Here is a 15,637-nt window from a genome sequence, read left to right as displayed (position 1 = left end):
CATTCTAAGCCCAACGCGACCCCTGTGGGAGCTGGCTTGCCAGCGATGGCGTCGTCACTGTCGCTATTAGTGTTGACTGATCCACCGCTTTCGCTGGCAAGCCAGCTCCCACAGGGTTTTGCGTTCATTGGCCAATAGACCGACAAACGGCCGACGGTCGGTTTTCACACAGAGCGTGTGGTCATTGTCTACAGTGAAAAAGCCGGCAGCCATTCTGCCGTAACCGTGTTTGTCCAGAAAAAGCCCGGCTCAAGTACCGGGTTCCACCTGATCAGGAGTGCACGATGGATCTCAGCCGTCGTCAATTCTTCAAGGTCGCCGGTATCGGCCTTGCAGGCTCTAGCCTGGGCGCGTTGGGCATGGCCCCGACGCAGGCCTTCGCCGAGCAGGTGCGTCACTTCAAGCTTGCCCACACCCATGAAACCCGCAACACCTGTCCGTATTGCTCGGTCGGTTGCGGGTTGATCATGTACAGCCAGGGCGATGCCGCGAAGAACGTCGCGCAAAATATCATTCACATCGAGGGCGACGCCGACCACCCGGTCAACCGCGGCACCCTGTGTCCAAAAGGCGCGGGCCTGCTGGACTTCATTCACAGCCCCGGCCGTTTGCAGTACCCGCAAATGCGCAAGCCCGGCAGCAGCGAATGGACCCGGATCGGTTGGGATGAAGCGCTGGATCGCATCGCCGATCTGATGAAGGCCGACCGCGACGCCAACTTCATCGAGAAAAATGCCACCGGGCAAACGGTGAACCGCTGGCTCACCACCGGGTTTCTTGCCGCGTCGGCAGCGTCCAACGAAGCGGGCTACATCACCCAAAAGGTGATTCGCAGTCTCGGTATGCTGGGGTTCGATAACCAGGCGCGTGTCTGACACGGCCCGACGGTGGCAAGTCTTGCCCCGACGTACGGCCGTGGTGCCATGACCAATACCTGGACCGATATCGCCAACGCGAATCTGATCCTGGTGATGGGTGGCAACGCCGCAGAAGCGCATCCCTGCGGCTTCAAATGGGTGACCGAGGCCAAGGCGCACAACGCTGCCCGGCTGATCGTGGTCGACCCGCGTTTTACCCGGACTGCTTCGGTGGCCGACTATTACGCGCCGATTCGCACCGGCACCGACATCGCCTTCATGGGTGGGCTGATCAATTACTTGCTGACCGAGGACAAGATCCAGCACGAGTACGTGCGCAACTACACCGACGTTTCGTTCATCGTCAAAGCCGGGTTCAGCTTCGAAGACGGTCTCTTCAGCGGCTATGACGCGGCCAAGCGCAGTTACACCGACAAATCCGGCTGGGGTTACGAGCTGGGCGAGGACGGCTTCGTCAAGGTCGACCCGACCCTGCAGGACCCGCGCTGCGTCTATCAGTTGATGAAGCAGCATTACAGCCGCTACAACATTGATCTGGCGAGCCAGATCTGTGGGATGCCGGTCGAGGCGATGAAAAAGATCTGGGAAGAAATCGCCACTTGCTCGATCCCGGGCAAGACCATGACCATTCTCTACGCCCTCGGCTGGACGCAGCACTCGATTGGCGCGCAGATCATCCGCAGCGCGGCGATGGTGCAATTGCTGCTGGGCAACGTCGGCATGCCCGGCGGCGGTGTGAATGCCTTGCGCGGCCACTCGAACATTCAAGGCCTGACCGACCTCGGGTTGTTGTCCAACGCACTGCCGGGTTATCTGACCCTGGGGGGCGATGCCGAGCAGGACTACAACGCCTTCATCAAAAAGCGCACGCAAATGCCACTGCGTCCGGGGCAGTTGTCCTACTGGCAGAACTACAGCAAGTTCCACGTCAGTCTGATGAAGTCGTGGTACGGCGCCAACGCCACTGTCGAGAACAATTGGCTCTATGACCATTTGCCGAAACTCGACATTCCCAACTACGACGTGCTGAAAATGTTCGACCTGATGAGCCAGGGCAAGGTCAACGGCTACATGTGCCAAGGCTTCAACCCCATCGCCGCGCTGCCGGACAAGAACCGGGTCATGGGCGCACTGGCCAAACTCAAGTGGCTGGTGGTGATGGACCCGCTGGCCACCGAGACCTCGGAGTTCTGGCACAACGTCGGGCCGTACAACGACGTGAAAAGCGCGGAGATCCAGACCGAAGTGATTCGCCTGCCCACCACTTGCTTCGCCGAGGAGGACGGCTCGCTGGTCAACAGCAGCCGCTGGCTGCAATGGCACTGGAAGGGCGCTGACGGCCCGGGCGAAGCGCAAACCGATATCCGCATCATGAGCGAACTGTTCCTGCGCCTGCGCAAGCGTTATCAGGCCGAGGGCGGCAAATTCCCCGATCCGCTGCTGAAACTGTCGTGGCCGTACAAGATCCCCGACGAACCTTCGCCGGAAGAACTGGCGAAGGAAATCAACGGCAGCGCCATGGCCGACTTCACCGATGCCAGTGGCGCGACGGTCAAGGCCGGTTCGCAACTGGCGGCATTCGCTCAGCTCAAGGACGACGGCAGCACCGCGTCCGGTTGCTGGATCTTCGCCGGCAGCTGGACCGAGGCCGGCAATCAGATGGCCCGGCGTGACAACGCCGACCCGTATGGCATGCACCAGCATCTGGGCTGGGCCTGGGCGTGGCCAGCCAACCGGCGGATTCTCTACAACCGCGCTTCGGCAGACGTCGCGGGCAAACCGTGGGATCCGAAAAAACGTCTGGTGTGGTGGAACGGCAAGGCCTGGGGCGGCACCGATGTGCCGGACTACAAGGCCGATGTACCGCCGGAAGCCGGGATGAACCCGTTCATCATGAACCCCGAAGGCGTGGCGCGGTTCTTCGCCGTCGACAAGATGAACGAAGGGCCTTTCCCCGAGCACTACGAGCCGTTCGAAACGCCCATCGGCATCAACCCGCTGCACCCGCAGAACAAGAAAGCCACCAGCAACCCGGCGGCGCGGATCTTCGACTCGGTCTGGGAAAGCCTCGGCGAAGCCAAGGACTTCCCGTACGCCGGCACCAGTTACCGGCTGACCGAGCACTTCCACTTCTGGAGCAAGCATTGCAAGTTGAATGCGATTGCCCAACCCGAGCAGTTCGTCGAAATCGGTGAAGTGCTGGCGAAGGAGAAGGGCATCGCTGCCGGAGATCGGGTACGGGTCAGTTGCAAGCGCGGGTTCATCGAGGCGGTGGCGGTGGTGACCAAACGCATCCGGCCGCTGCAGGTCAACGGCCAGGTGGTGCATCAGATCGGCATCCCGCTGCACTGGGGATTCACCGGCCAGACACGCCACGGTTACCTGACCAACACCCTGGTGCCGTTCCTCGGCGATGGCAACACACAGACCCCGGAATCCAAGTCATTCCTGGTCAACGTGGAGAAACTGTAAATGGCCAGCCAAGACATCATTGCTCGCTCGGCCACCACCACGGTGCCGCCCTCGGTGAGGAATCAGCAGGAAGTCGCCAAGCTGATCGACACCACCAAATGCATCGGTTGCAAGGCCTGCCAGGTCGCCTGCTCGGAATGGAACGAGCTGCGCGACGAGGTCGGCCACAACCACGGGACCTATGACAACCCGCAGGACCTTAGCGCAGAAACCTGGACCTTGATGCGTTTTACCGAACACGAAACCGACGCCGGCAACTTGGAGTGGCTGATCCGCAAGGACGGCTGCATGCATTGCGCCGAGCCGGGGTGCCTGGCGGCTTGCCCCAGTCCGGGGGCGATCATCAAGCACGCCAACGGCATCGTCGATTTCGATCAGGATCACTGCATCGGTTGCGGTTATTGCATCACCGGTTGCCCGTTCAACATTCCGCGGATCTCGCAGAAGGATCACAAGGCCTACAAATGCACCTTGTGTTCCGACCGCGTCGCGGTAGGGCTGGAGCCGGCCTGCGTGAAAACCTGCCCGACCGGCGCCATCGTCTTCGGCAGCAAGGAAGACATGAAGGAGCACGCTGCCGAACGCATCGTCGACCTGAAAAGCCGTGGCTTCGACAATGCCGGGCTGTATGACCCGGAAGGCGTCGGCGGCACTCATGTGATGTACGTGCTGCACCACGCCGACACGCCGAAAATCTACGCCGGGTTGCCGGATACGCCAGCCATCAGTCCGCTGGTGGGCTTGTGGAAAGGTATCAGCAAGCCGCTGGGCTTGCTGGCAATGGGTGCGGCGGTGCTCGCCGGGTTCTTCCACTACGTGCGTATCGGGCCTAATCGCGTCGAGGAGGATGAACATCCGACGCCGCCGGATACTTCGGTGCACGTTGTCGACCCGGCGGTGCACACCTTCGATCCACGCGGGGAGGACCGGCCATGAGCAACAAGACGATCCTGCGCTACACCGCCAACCAGCGCACCAATCACTGGCTGGTGGCGATTCTGTTCTTCATGGCCGGGCTGTCGGGGCTGGCATTGTTTCATCCGTCGATGTTCTGGCTGACCCACCTGTTCGGCGGCGGGCCGTGGACGCGGATTCTGCACCCGTTCATGGGCGTGCTGATGTTCGTGTTGTTCCTCGGCCTGGTGTTCCGTTTCTGGCGCGCGAACTTCTTTATCAACAACGACGGGAAGTGGCTGCGCCGCATCGACCGGGTGCTGGTCAACGATGAAGAAAGCGTGCCGCCGGTGGGCAAATACAACGCCGGGCAGAAGCTGCTGTTCTGGACTTTACTGCTGTGCATGCTTGGCTTGCTGTTCACCGGGCTGGTGATCTGGCGCGCGTATTTCAGCGCGTACTTCGGCATCACCGTGATTCGCTGGGCCATGCTCCTGCATGCGCTGGCGGGGTTTGTGCTGATCCTCAGCATCATCATTCACATCTACGCCGGGCTGTGGATCAAGGGCTCGGTGGACGCGATGCTGCATGGCTGGGTCAGTCGCGCCTGGGCCAGGAAACACCACGAGCTCTGGTATCGCGACATCACCCGTAATGAACGCAATCCGGACGTGCCGGAGCGACCGATCACCAAAAAGGGCTGACTTTTGCCAACCATTCTTGAACCCGGGGAAATCGAGGCGGCGGCCAGTTCGCCGCCGTTTCTGCACCTGCCGCCGCACAACCTGTTCACCTTGCGCGCCCAGCGCCTGGAGCAATTGGCTCACGGGCATCCGCTGGCCGATTACCTGCGACTGATCGCCGGATTGTGCCGGGCTCAGCAGCAGGTTTTCGATGATCCGCCGCTGACAGCACCGTTTGATCAGCAAAGGATCGAAGCCTGCCAGTTGCATGGTTTGCCGCCGTTTGCTGCCGACACACTGGTTCGCGAAGACGCTTGGCAGGCTTATCTGGATGCTTTATTGCAACGTTACGTGGCGCCCGAGCAACCCGCCGTAGTCGACGCGCTCGCCACATTGCGCGGTGCCAGTGTCGGGCAATTGCGCGCGTGGGCCGTGGCGCTGGTCAGCGGTCAGTATTCAATGGTGCCGGCGGCGCTGGTGCCGTTCCTCGGCGCCGGCCTGCAAGCGGCGTGGAGCCATTGGCTGCTCAGCGCAGCGAACCTGCAACTGAAACCCGGCGACAGCCTCAGCCAATGCCCGGGCTGCGGCTCACCGGCGATGGCCGGGGTGATCCGCCATCGCGGCAAGCACAACGGTCTGCGTTATCTGGTGTGTTCGCTGTGCGCCTGTGAATGGCATGTGGTGCGGGTCAAGTGCGTGTATTGCGAGTCAAGCAAGGGGCTGGATTACCTGAGCCTTGAGGATGATCGCCACGCCGCCAATCAGGCGCCGATTCGGGCGGAGGTGTGCCCGAGCTGCAACAGCTATCTGAAGCTGGTGTACCTGGAAAACGATGCCGAAAGCGAAGCGCTGTCGGCGGATCTCACCAGCCTGCTGCTCGACATGCGTCTGGCGCAGGACGGTTATCAGCGCCTGGCACCGAATCTGTTGCTGGCGCCGGGAGACGAATGACCAGAACGTCTACACTCGCCGGACAGTCTTGTTTTTTCGGGAGTGGCTGATGTCCGCAAGTGTGGCCCCGCGTTTACCTTCCATTGATGGGTTGTTACGTCACCCGGCCTGTCTGCCGCTGGCCGAGCGTTATGGCCGTGAGTCGTTGCTGGCCGGTTTGCGCCAGTTGCTCGATGAGTTGCGTTCCAGCGTATTGAACGGCCAATTGTCGGCGATCGAAATCAGCCCCGACGTGCTCGCCGGCCGCGTCGGCGAACGTCTGGCCCAGCAGCAGCGCAGCAACGTACGGCGGGTGTTCAACCTGACCGGCACGGTACTGCACACCAACCTCGGCCGGGCGTTGTTGCCCGAAGAAGCCATCGACGCGGTGCAGATGGCCGCACGTTATCCGCTCAATCTGGAATTCGATCTGGCGACCGGCAAGCGCGGTGATCGCGACGACCTGATCGAAGGCCTGATCCGCGAACTGACCGGCGCCGAAGCCGTCACCGTGGTCAACAACAATGCCGCTGCGGTGTTGCTGACGCTCAACAGTCTCGGCGCGCGCAAGGAAGGCATCATCTCGCGCGGCGAACTGATCGAGATCGGCGGCGCGTTCCGCATCCCCGACATCATGGCCCGCGCCGGCGTGCGCCTGCACGAAGTCGGCACGACCAACCGCACCCACGCCCGCGACTACGAAGCCGCGATCAGCCCACGCAGTGGCTTGATCATGCGCGTGCATGCGAGCAACTACAGCATCGAAGGCTTTACCGCCCGGGTGCCCACCGCCGAACTGGCCGAGCTGGCGCATCGGCATGGTTTGCCGTTGCTGGAAGATCTGGGTAGCGGCAGTCTGCTCGACCTGACTCGCTGGGGCCTTCCAGCGGAGCCGACAGTAAGGGAGGCGCTGCTTGATGGCGCGGACATCGTCACCTTCAGTGGCGACAAATTGCTCGGCGGGCCGCAGGCCGGGTTGATTGTCGGGCGCAAAGACTTGATCGCGAAGATCAAAAAGAATCCGTTGAAGCGCGCCTTGCGGGTCGACAAGTTGACCCTGGCCGCACTGGAAGCGGTGCTTGGCCTGTATCGCGATCCGGATCGCCTCGCCGAACGTCTGCCGAGTTTGCGGCTGTTGACTCGTCCGCAAGCCGAGATCCTCGCCCAGGCTTGTCGTTTACAACCGGCGATGGCTGAGGTCTTGGGCGAACCTTGGCAGATCAGCGCCGTGCAGGCCTTGGGCATGATCGGCAGCGGCAGCCAACCGGTGGCGCGGTTGCCGAGTGCGGCGCTGTGTCTGCGCCCGCAGGTGTCGAAACGCATGCGCGGGCGTTGTCTGCTGACTCTGGAAGCGGCGCTGCGCGGGTTACCGATCCCGGTGCTCGGGCGTATTGACGATGATGCGCTGTGGCTCGATCTACGCCAACTCGACGATGAACCGGCGTGGCTGGCGCAGTTGCCGCAGTTGCAGGTCGAGTCGTGATCGTCGGCACCGCCGGGCACATCGACCACGGCAAGACTTCCTTGCTGCAAGCCCTGACCGGGCAAACCGGCGACCGCCGCCCGCAGGAGCGCGAGCGCGGGATGACCATCGACCTCGGTTATCTCTACGCGGAGCTGGAGCCCGGTGCCGGGCTGACCGGGTTCATCGATGTACCGGGCCACGAAAAATTCACCCACAACATGCTCGCCGGCGCGCAGGGCATCGATCTGGTGTTGCTGGTGGTGGCGGCGGACGACGGGGTGATGCCGCAAACCCGTGAGCATCTGGCGATTGTGCAGTTGCTGGGCATTCCCCGGGCACTGGTGGCGATCACCAAATGCGACCGGGTCGAACCGGGCAGGGTGGAAGAGGTTGAACGTCAGGTACTCGACCTGCTGGAAACCGGGCCGTTTGCCGAAGCACCGATGCTGACGGTGTCCAGCGTGACCGGGCAGGGCGTCGATGAACTGCGCCAGAACTTGCTGCAGGTTCAACGTGAAGTCCATGAGCGCAGCCGCGAAGGTGGTTTTCGCCTGGCCATTGATCGCGCCTTCAGCGTGGCGGGCGCCGGGATCGTGGTGACTGGCACCGCGTTGTCGGGCGCGGTTTGCGTCGGCGATAAACTGGCCCTCGGGCCGTCCGGTAAAGCGGTGCGGGTGCGCGGGTTGCACGCGCAGAATCAAGCCGCCGAACAAGCCTTTGCCGGGCAACGGGTGGCGCTGAATATCAGTGGTGACCGGTTGACCCTGGAGCAGATTCATCGCGGCCAATGGCTGCTGGCCGAATGGCTGCACGCGCCGACGCAACGGGTCGACATTGAATTTCAACTGCTGCTTGGCGAGCGCACGTTTGAACACTTTCACCCGGTGCACGTGCACCTCGGCACTCAGGACGTCATCGCCCGTGTGGCATTGCTTGAAGGCCCGCGTTTGCGTGCCGGCGAGCGCATGTTCGCGCAATTGCTGATCAACGCCCCGGTGCACGCGGTGAAGGGCGATCGCCTGATCCTGCGTGACCAGAGCGCGCAACGCACCCTCGGCGGCGGTCAGGTGCTCGACCCGTTCGCCCCGGCCCGGCAGCGCCGCAGCCCGGAACGGTTGGCACAGCTGCAAGCGCTGGCCGACAGCGACAGTCTTGAGCAAGCGCTACCACTGCTGCTCGACCACAGCGCGGGCGGCCTCGATCCGCAACGGCTGGAGCGTCAGTTCAATCGCCCGCGTGAAGACTGGTCACTACCGGCCAACGTGCGCCTGATCGATACCCGCCAAGGCCCGGTGCTGTTCAACGTGCAGCGCTGGGGGCAATTGAAGTTCACCCTGTTGGAGCAGTTGGCCAGACTGCATGAGCTGGAACCGGACCAGATGGGACCGGATCGCGACCGTCTGCGACGCTTCAGTGGTCTGGCGCTGGAGCGCTCGACCTTTGCCAGCCTGCTGGAAGAACTGCGCAGCGCCGGATCGATCAACGCCAGCGGGCCGTGGCTGCATCTGCCAGATCATCAGGTGCGTTTGAATGCCGAAGACGAAACCCTGTGGCAACGCATGCAGCCGCTGTTCGAAGAGGCCGGCTACGATCCGCCGTGGGTGCGCGATGTTGCGAAAATGCTCGGTGAAGACGACGCGGCGGTGCGCCTGCTGCTGCGCAAACTGGCGCGCCTGGGGCTGATGCACCAAGTGGTGCGCGATCTGTTTCTGTCTGCCGGGCAACTGCGGCGCATGGCCGACGTCCTGTTGCAACTCGAGCAGGAAAATCCACAGATCCAGGTGACAACTTTTCGTGATGCGCTAGGCTTGGGACGCAAACGCTGTATTCAGTACCTGGAATACTTCGACCGCGTCGGCCTGACCCGACGCATTGGCGAATCCCGCGTGATTCGCCACGATAATGCGCTGGCCAGTGCCGACGCACCCTGAGTTCAAAGGAAGGCAATCGCGCCCGGTGGCGCGGCCGGGCTTCAAACCCGGTTGGGGACGGCATCCGTTCCCGGGCAGGTTCGACTCCGGCTGCCTTCCGCCAATTACCGCAGCATTCACGACGCACTGAATCCCCTGTGGGAGCGAGCTTGCTCGCTCCCACAGGGGGGGCGTTGTCGGCGGCTTCGTGGAGTCTTTCCAGTCGATGGATTCGTAGGTGACGTCGGCTCTGAGTCTGGGTTTGACCACCCGCCATCAAAACCCCAGCGGATACTGAATCACCACATAAATCCGGTCGATATCATCGCCGGCCTGTGCCTCATTCGCTCGGTGCGAGACATGCGACAGCTGCACCGACAAATCCTTCGCCGCTCCCGATTGCACGATGTATTTCAGGTCGATGTCCCGTTCCCAATGCTTGCCGCCAGCGCCTTGCTGCGGCTGATAGTCGCCGGTGTCGGCATCGAACAGGTTGTACGCGCCGCCCTTGGGCGCGTGGGTGCCGTCGATGTGGCTGCCGCGAACATATCGGGTCATGAAGGTCAGGCCGGGGATGCCGAAGGCGCCGAGGTCAAGGTCGTAGCGTGCTTGCCAGGAACGTTCGCCGGCGCCGTTGAAGTCGGCGTATTTGATCGAATTGGCGAGGTAGATCGAGTCGCCGCCCACGAAATCGAACGGTGTATCGCCATTGATGCGTTGCCAGCCGAGCATCAATCCATGCGGGCCAAAGTTGTACTTGCCGGACAGGCTGAACGCCGTGTTATCGATGGCGCCGGCCAGCGCGCGGCCGGTATCGCGGGTGTGGTAGAGGTTGGCGTCGAGCAGCAGGCCGGACTGTTTGACGTGCAGATTGGCGTAGTACTGATGCCAGGTGTCTGTCAGTTCCGAAGCGTACAGCGAACCACCGACGGAGCTGTCGCCGTATAGATCGGCGCCGAGAAAACTGATTCCGCCGGCCTCGGTGGTGGCGCCGTAGCCGGAAAAGTCGCCGTGGCTCGAAGAGCTGTCCTGATTCTTGAACGCGGTGAAGTGTCCAGCCGTGAGGTTTACGTTATCGATTTCACGGCTGTTCAACAGTAAACCTGTGGCGTATTCCGGTTGCAGGCGTTTGTCCGAGGTGTCGAATACCGGGGTTTCCACAGTCATCTCGCCGAACGCGAGGGTCGTTCGCGAAACCTTGAGTTTGAACGCGCCGCCGGCGCTGGAGTAGTTCGGTTCACTGCGACCGCTGCTGTCGACCGGCAACAGCCCCGTGCCGGAATGACCTTTGCCGCCGTCGAGTTTCAGGCCGAGAAAGGCGTGGGCATCGATGCCAAAACCGACGCTGCCCGGTGTGTAGCCAGAGGTGAACGTGCCAATAAAACCCTGGGCCCATTCCTGCTTATAGTTTTTGCCGGAGGGCGAGGGCGAGCGGTAGTCGTTGCTCAGGAAGAAGTTGCGGCTGAGCACGTCGGTTTTGGCTTCGTTGAAGAAGTCGCTGGCGAAAACCGTGTCGGTCGCTGCGCAAAGCAGGGCCAACAGTGCAAAGCGTGGTGTCGAGGGAGCCATCGAGGGAGACCGACAATCAGGGAAGGTCTCCGATGATGGGCACGATCAACCGGGCCGGATTGAGCCGATGTGCTGAGTTCAACCGAGTGCCCTTGTGGGAGCTAGCCTGCTAGGGAAGGCGGCCTGCCAGTCGACATTGATGTTGAATGACACTCCGCTTTCGCTAGCCGGCTAGCTCCCACAGGGGCTATGGGTTACAGGCGGCCGTATTCGCGAGCGGTGCGATCCACGGCGATGCGCGTTTTGTCGACCAACTCATCCAGCTCCGCCCGCGTAGCGATCAATGCCGGGGCCATGATCATTCGGCCCAGCGTCGATCGAATGATCAGGCCTTCCTCAAAACCAATGGTGCGGCAGCGCCAGGCGATGTCGTTCTCGCTGGCAAAGCGCTTGCGGGTGGCTTTGTCTTCGGCGAATTGCAATGCCGCCACCAGCCCGACGCCCTGAATCTCGCCCACCAGCGGATGGTTGCCGAACACTTCGCGCAGGCAGCTTTGCAGGTACGGACCGGTGTCGTTTTTGACCTGCGTGACCACGCCTTCATCGCGCAAGGCCTTGAGGTTGGCGATGGCCACCGCAGCCGCCACCGGGTGACCGGAATAGGTCAGGCCGTGAGCGAACACGCCGCCTTTTTCCACCAGCGCTTCGGCCATGCGTCGCGACAGGATCAGGCCGCCCATGGGGATGTAGCCGGAGGTCAGGCCTTTGGCGATCGATAGCGTGTCCGGTTCAAAACCGAAGGCCTGGTGCGCAAACCATTCGCCGGTGCGGCCAAACCCGCCAATCACTTCGTCGGCGCACAGCAACACGTCGTACTTACGGCAAATGCGCTGGATTTCCGGCCAGTAAGTGGCGGGCGGGATGATCATGCCGCCAGCGCCCTGGAACGGTTCGGCGACGAACGCAGCGACCTTGTCGGCGCCCAGTTCAAGAATCTTGTCTTCCAGTTGCCGCGCTGCCTGCAGGCCGAACTCTTCGGGGCTGAGGTGGCCTTCGTGGGCGAACCAGTATGGTTCGTCGATGTGCGCGACGTCAGGGATGGTGCCGCCCATTTCGTGCATGAATTTCATGCCGCCCAGCGCCGTCGCGGCGAGAGTCGAGCCGTGGTAGCCGTTCCAGCGGCCGATCATGATTTTCTTCTCGGGTTTGCCCATCACCTGCCAGAACTTGCGCACGGTGCGGATCAGCACTTCATTGGCTTCGGAGCCGGAGTTGGTGTAGATCGCGTGGCTGTAGTGCCTGGGCAGCAGGCTGAACAGCAGTTCGGAGAGCTCGATCACCTGCGGGTGAGTGGTGTGGAAGAACATGTTGTAGTAGGGCAGTTGTTGCAGCTGCGCGGTGGCCGCGGCGGCCAGATCCTTGCGTCCGTAGCCAAGGTTGGTGCACCACAGGCCGGACATGCCGTCCAGATAACGTTTGCCGTCGTTGTCCCACAGCGCCAGGCGATCCCCGCTGACCATCACCCGCGGGCCTTCCTCGTTGAGCGCCTTCTGGTCGACGAAGGCGTGAATGTGGTGGGCGGCGTCGGCGGCCTGGTAATCGCGGGTGCTGCGGGTCGGATCGAATTCGGCGGACATGGCGGTTCTCCAGAGAAACGGGGCAAGTGAGTGCGCGTTCATTCCAGCGGTGCACGGCTAATATTTGTCACTTAAAAATATTTTTGTAAAGAAAATATTTGTCGATAAAAAAAGAAAACCGTAGGCTGACGTCCATCAGCGAGACAGGACACCAGCACCATGAGCGGGCTCAGAGAACGGCAAAAGGAACAGCGCAGGGAAGTCATTGCGCAGGCGGCGCTGGAGCTGTTCATCAGTAACGGCTTCGGCGCGACCACGCTGGAGCAAATCGCCAATCAGGCCGGGGTTTCCGCGCCAACGGTGGTCAATTATTTCGGCGGCAAACAGGAAATTTTGCTGGCCTTGCTCAAACAGCCGGACGAGCAGGCGATGCGTGATGCGCGGGCCAATCTGGACGACGACAGTGATCCGCTGGAGGCGCTGTGCGAGTTTGAAGGCTTGATGACCGACTACCAACTGCAAGCGATGCCGGCCTCGCTGTGGCGTGAATTGGCGCCGTTTCTGCTGACCGGCGAGCTGGCTCAGGCGTTGAGTCCGTGGAATGCGGCGGTGATCGAAGAAACCAAAGCGCTGCTCGGGCATTTCCAGACGCAGGGCAAACTGCGTGCGTCGGTCGATCTGGACGTGGCGGCAACGCTGTTCAACCAGTACGCGAACATGGCGTTTATCCGTTTGGCGACCCAGGAAGTGCCGGACCGACCGGCGCATGCCTTGCACATGCGCGGGGTGTTGACGCTGTTGTGTCACGGCATGCTGGAAGGTTGAACGGACTGACAGGTCCGACCCGTCAGAGGCGAAGGCTGTCCGCAGAGTGAATGGCAGCAATGAAGAAATACTGTCATCACCCTCATCCTGCAAGCCGATCTGACAACCGTTCAGCGCTCAACTACGCTGCCTTACGTATTCCTCTGACACCCGGGCGTAAGGAAACACGCGCATGCGAAGCAGGCTGCTGGCAGTAGCGATGACGGTGTGTGCCTTGCTCGGGTCCGCAGGTGGCTGGGCGCTTGAGGAGACGGCAAAGCCTGCGAATGAAGCGGTGGAGCTGAAGGTCGCCAACCGCAGCATCATGCTGTTTCGCGCGACGCTGCTGGGCGAATCGCCGGCGACGCGAGTCAAGCGAGCGAAGACGGTCATCACCGAGGCGCTGGACGAGTCGGAGAATCTGACGGTCTCGATCGACCCGATCCAGAACAGTTACATGGTTTTACTGGGCGACAAGCGCGCGTTCATCGTCGCGCCCAAGGACGTTGATGGCCTCGAATACGCCTCAGTGCAGCAGGCTGCCGAAGGCGCGGCCGAGAAACTGCGCCAGGTGGTCACTGAAACCGGGGAGGCGCGCAGCCTGCACCTGATCCTCAGGTCTCTGGCGCTGGCGGCAGCGTCCACTGTGATCTATGTCGGCTTGCTCTGGTGCCTGGCCTACCTGCGTCGCAAGTTGCTGAGCAAATTGCCCGAGTTGATGGAGCGCCATACCCAGGTGCTGAAAGTCGGGCGGGTGCAGTTGATCGACGCCAATTTCCTTTATCCGTTGGTCAGTCGCCTGCTGTTGGTGTTGCGTTGGCTGGTGATTGCGCTATTGACCTATGAATGGCTCGGGTTTGTCCTGTCGCGATTTCCCTACACCCGGCCGTGGGGTGAAAGCCTCAACAACTACCTGTTCGAGTTGGCCGGCTATCTGCTGGATGGCATTGTCGGGGCGATTCCCGGGCTCGGCGTGGCGCTGGCCATTTTCTTTATAGCCCGTGGGGTGACGGCGTTTGCCCGGCGCATTTTGCGGCGCATGGCGACCCCGGGCACCTTCAGTTGGCTGAACCATGAGACCCTGCAACCGACCCAACGCCTGACCTCGCTGGCCATCTGGCTGTTTGCCCTGGCGATGGCGTATCCGTATCTGCCGGGCGCCGGCACCGATGCGTTCAAGGGCTTGTCGGTGCTGATCGGCCTGATGATTTCCCTCGGTGCCACCAGTGTGGTGGGGCAGGCGGCAGCCGGATTGATCCTGACCTACACGCGCACTTTGCGCCCCGGCGAGTTCGTCAGGATCGGCGAATATGAGGGCACCGTCACCGAGCTGGGCATGTTCACCACACGCATCCGCACGGGGTTGGGTGAAGTGCTGACGCTGCCCAATTCGATGATCACCGGCACCGTCACCAAAAACTACTCGCGCACCGTGAAGGGTCCCGGTTACGTGGTCGATACCGTGGTCACCATCGGTTACGACACCCCGTGGCGGCAGGTCGAGGCGATGTTGCTGGAGGCGGCCCGCCGCACGCCGGGTGTTCTGGAAGACCCGCCGGCTCAGGTGTTCCAGACTGCCTTGTCGGATTTCTATCCCGAATATCGCTTGGTGGCGCAGGCCATTCCGAGCCAGCCGCGCCCGCGTGCGGTGTTGCTGAGCATGCTTCACGCCAATATTCAGGATGTGTTCAACGAATATGGCGTGCAGATCATGTCGCCGCATTATCTGGATGACCCGCAGCAAGAGAAGCGAGTGCCGAAGGACAAGTGGTTCACGGCCCCCGCACAAAAACCGGAGGGTCAGGATTTGCCTTAGTCAGTGCCGTTCTTTGGGGGGCGTCAGCGCCGGATCGCGGCATACGACTTGCCCAGATCGCTGGCCCAGCCGTCCAGCACGCCTTTGACGTCATCGGCAGTCAGCACTTGTTTGTCGTTTTCCAGCGGCACGCCGGTACCCTTGCGCACCACTTCGGCGACCACTTCGCCGGTGGAGCCGTCCTCGAACGAGACTTCGGTGGTGATTTCGCTGTCCTGATCGCGGATGCCGGTGGCGGTGCTCACGCCGGCGGCAACCAGGGTCACTGGCAGCCATTCATAAAAGCGCAAGCCTTGGGTGCTGGCGGCGACGCGGGTAATCGCTGGTCTGACGGTCAGGGTATTCGGCCCGGGTTGCGATACCAGGTGCATGACCTTGCCCAGTTCCAGCCTGAGCGCGGCGTCGTAGTAGTCGGTGACGCCGGACAGCGTGCTCAGCGGAACTCGCTCGGTCGGCGCGACGCTGGGGTAGAACTGACTGGGCGCCAGATAGGCCTGGGTGTAACGCCCTCGGGCCAGCGCCGGGCTGACCCAGCCCAGCACGGTCTGCCCGGATGGCGATGTGTGCTCGCTCAGCACGCTGTAATCGTGCAGAAATCCCGTGTACTTCTGCGGTTCAACGGTTTTGCTGCTGCAGGCCGACAGGCTCAGAGACGCTGTGCACATCAGTGTCATCAAGCAATGGCTTTTTATCATGCGA

General features: G+C 61.9%; 11 protein-coding genes and 1 tRNA gene. 9 read left to right on the top strand and 3 right to left on the bottom strand.

The window, feature by feature from the left end; translation table 11 throughout:
* Positions 1-284: 284 nt before the first annotated feature.
* The 7 genes from fdnG (at position 285) to B1722_RS03120 (ending at position 9,356) form a co-directional block, all read left to right on the top strand.
* Positions 285-3,350 (top strand): formate dehydrogenase-N subunit alpha, encoded by a 3,066-nt coding sequence (fdnG, locus tag B1722_RS03150; RefSeq protein ID WP_140395979.1) that lies wholly within the window; start codon positions 285-287, stop codon positions 3,348-3,350.
* A complete protein-coding gene (fdxH, locus tag B1722_RS03145) occupies positions 3,351-4,286 on the top strand; it encodes a formate dehydrogenase subunit beta (RefSeq protein ID WP_041064120.1) in 936 nt (311 codons plus the stop codon).
* Complete coding sequence (locus B1722_RS03140; protein WP_086791292.1) at positions 4,283-4,948, top strand: formate dehydrogenase subunit gamma; 666 nt, start codon at positions 4,283-4,285, stop codon at positions 4,946-4,948. Before fdxH ends, B1722_RS03140 begins: the two co-directional genes overlap by 4 nt.
* A gap of 3 nt (positions 4,949-4,951) precedes the next feature.
* A complete protein-coding gene (gene fdhE, locus B1722_RS03135) occupies positions 4,952-5,878 on the top strand; it encodes a formate dehydrogenase accessory protein FdhE (RefSeq protein ID WP_086791290.1) in 927 nt (308 codons plus the stop codon).
* 49 nt (positions 5,879-5,927) lie between these two features.
* Positions 5,928-7,340, top strand: a complete 1,413-nt coding sequence (gene selA / locus B1722_RS03130) for an L-seryl-tRNA(Sec) selenium transferase (RefSeq protein ID WP_086791288.1) — start codon at positions 5,928-5,930, stop codon at positions 7,338-7,340.
* On the top strand, positions 7,337-9,253 hold the full coding sequence (gene selB / locus B1722_RS03125) for a selenocysteine-specific translation elongation factor (protein WP_041064108.1): 1,917 nt from the start codon (positions 7,337-7,339) through the stop codon (positions 9,251-9,253). The genes selA and selB overlap by 4 nt, the downstream gene beginning before the upstream one ends.
* Before the next feature lie 7 nt (positions 9,254-9,260).
* A tRNA-Sec gene (locus B1722_RS03120) sits at positions 9,261-9,356 on the top strand.
* 152 nt (positions 9,357-9,508) lie between these two features.
* Here the strand turns inward: B1722_RS03120 and B1722_RS03115 are convergent.
* Complete coding sequence (locus B1722_RS03115) at positions 9,509-10,801, bottom strand: OprD family porin (protein WP_086791286.1); 1,293 nt, start codon at positions 10,799-10,801, stop codon at positions 9,509-9,511.
* A gap of 194 nt (positions 10,802-10,995) precedes the next feature.
* Entirely contained in the window at positions 10,996-12,378 is a 1,383-nt protein-coding gene (locus tag B1722_RS03110; protein WP_086791285.1) for an aspartate aminotransferase family protein, read from the bottom strand.
* 159 nt (positions 12,379-12,537) lie between these two features.
* On the opposite strand from B1722_RS03110, the gene B1722_RS03105 reads away from it, so the two are divergent.
* The gene (locus tag B1722_RS03105) at positions 12,538-13,143 is read left to right on the top strand and encodes a TetR/AcrR family transcriptional regulator (protein WP_041064099.1); all 606 of its coding nucleotides are present in this window, start codon (positions 12,538-12,540) and stop codon (positions 13,141-13,143) included.
* 172 nt (positions 13,144-13,315) lie between these two features.
* Complete coding sequence (locus B1722_RS03100) at positions 13,316-14,938, top strand: mechanosensitive ion channel family protein (protein ID WP_041064095.1); 1,623 nt, start codon at positions 13,316-13,318, stop codon at positions 14,936-14,938.
* Positions 14,939-14,961: 23 nt separating this feature from the next.
* On the opposite strand, the gene B1722_RS03095 is transcribed toward B1722_RS03100, so the two are convergent.
* The gene (locus tag B1722_RS03095; protein WP_371260331.1) at positions 14,962-15,603 is read right to left on the bottom strand and encodes a DUF3313 domain-containing protein; all 642 of its coding nucleotides are present in this window, start codon (positions 15,601-15,603) and stop codon (positions 14,962-14,964) included.
* Positions 15,604-15,637 lie beyond the last annotated feature (34 nt).

It is taken from the genome of Pseudomonas sp. SCPG-7 (assembly GCF_002156405.1).
GTDB classification, from domain to species: domain Bacteria; phylum Pseudomonadota; class Gammaproteobacteria; order Pseudomonadales; family Pseudomonadaceae; genus Aquipseudomonas; species Aquipseudomonas parakoreensis.
The sequence above is the reverse complement of the archived record's forward strand: the minus strand, read 5'-3'. Positions and strand labels throughout refer to the sequence as shown.